The 1,518-nt window shown below is 74.5% G+C and carries 2 protein-coding genes; one reads left to right on the forward strand and one right to left on the reverse strand.

Annotation, left to right across the window (positions count from 1 at the left end):
* A partial coding sequence (locus tag ADY59_RS47260) for an MFS transporter (RefSeq protein ID WP_049577923.1) occupies positions 1 to 874 on the forward strand: 874 nt, incomplete at its 5' end.
* A 55-nt stretch (positions 875 to 929) separates the two neighbouring features.
* Here the strand turns inward: ADY59_RS47260 and ADY59_RS53165 are convergent.
* Positions 930 to 1,518: lytic transglycosylase domain-containing protein (locus ADY59_RS53165; RefSeq protein WP_156326183.1), on the reverse strand; the 589-nt coding region annotated here is incomplete at its 5' end.

The raw sequence follows: 1,518 nt of genomic DNA on the forward strand, positions 1-1,518 counted from the left end.
GCCCCAGGCGGTGCAGCACGTCGGCGGCCACCGGACGGCGGCGGGGGCGGGGCCGCGGGGGGATGTGCCCGGGGCGTTGGTGGTGACCGGGGCCACCGCACTGCTGATCTACGGTTTGACCAGGGCCGGGGAAGTGGGCTGGGGGTCGGTGGGCGCGCTGGCGCCGCTGGTCGCGGCGGTCGCCGGCTACGCCGCGTTCGTGGCCGTCGAGCGCAGGGCGCGGGCGCCGCTGATGCGGGTCGAGACGCTGACGCGGCGGCCGGTGCTCTCGGGCGTGTTCGTGATGCTGATGGCCACGGCGCTGATGCTCGGGCTGTTCTTCCTCAGCTCGCTCTATCTCCAGCACGTACGCGGGTTCAGCCCTCTGGAGACCGGGCTGGTGTTCCTGCCGGTCGCGGTGGCCATCACGGCGGGCGCGCACCTGGCGGGCCGGTTGATCGGGCGGGTCGGCGGCCGGCCGGTCGCCGTGGCGGCCTTCGCGCTGACCGCCGCCGGGGCCGGGCTGATGGCGCAGGTGTCTCCGGGCGGGAGCGTGTTCACGACGTTGCTGCCGGGGTTCGTGGTGGCGGCGTTCGGGATCGGCCCGGCGTTCGTGACGGCGACGAGCACGACGATGGCGAACGTCTCCCCCGCCGAGTCCGGCGTGGCCTCCGGGGTCGTCAACACCTTCCACGAGCTCGGCGGCTCGATCGGCCTCGCCCTGGTGTCGTCGGCCGCCGCCGCGAGCCTGGCCCCCGGCGGGGACGTGTCGGGGTTCGCCACCGCCCTCACGGCCTGCGCGGTCGCCGCTCTGGCGGCAGCGGCGGTGTCGCTCCGCCTGGTCCCCCCGGGCCGCCCGGCAGGGGCCTTCGTCGGCCACGGCCACGGCCACTGACCACCGCCACTGACCACCGCCACTGACCACCGCCGGACGATCGCCCGGCCGGCCGTCAGGGGCCGGTGAGGCGGCGTTCGCCCTTGGTGGTGATGACGTACACCTGCCAGTTGTAGTAGACGAAGTAGGTGCGCGGATCGCGCTTCATCTGGCGGGCGTGCAGCAGGATCGCGTCCACGTACGACTGCGACGGGTTGTAGGCGTGCAGGGCGCGCTGGTAGTCGCGGGGCGCGCCGGTGGCGTGCAGGTAGTTGGCCGCCGCCATGACGGCGTCGCGGGTGTCCTGGATGTCGCCGCCCATGCCGTACGCCTTCCAGGTCGCGGGCATGAACTGCATGGGGCCCTGGGCGCCGACGTGGCTGGCGGAGCGGACGCGGCCGAACTTCGTCTCGGCGAGCATCACCGCCGCCAGCACCTCCCATTCCACGCCGAACCGGCGCTCGGCCTTCTTGAAGTGGCCGAGCAGCTCCCCCGCCGGCCGGGCGGGGCGGAGCTTCAGGGTGGCGTCGCCCTTGATGGGATGGGCCAGGGAGAGCAGTCGCGGTCGGCGGCGGGTTCGCCGTGGCGGCGGCCCGGTCGGACCTGACCGAGTTGTTCGCGGCGATGGGCGTGCTCGGCTTCGGTGTCCTCGGCCTCGGCGGCGA

Source organism: Nonomuraea sp. SBT364 (assembly GCF_001083785.1).
GTDB lineage: Bacteria > Actinomycetota > Actinomycetes > Streptosporangiales > Streptosporangiaceae > Nonomuraea.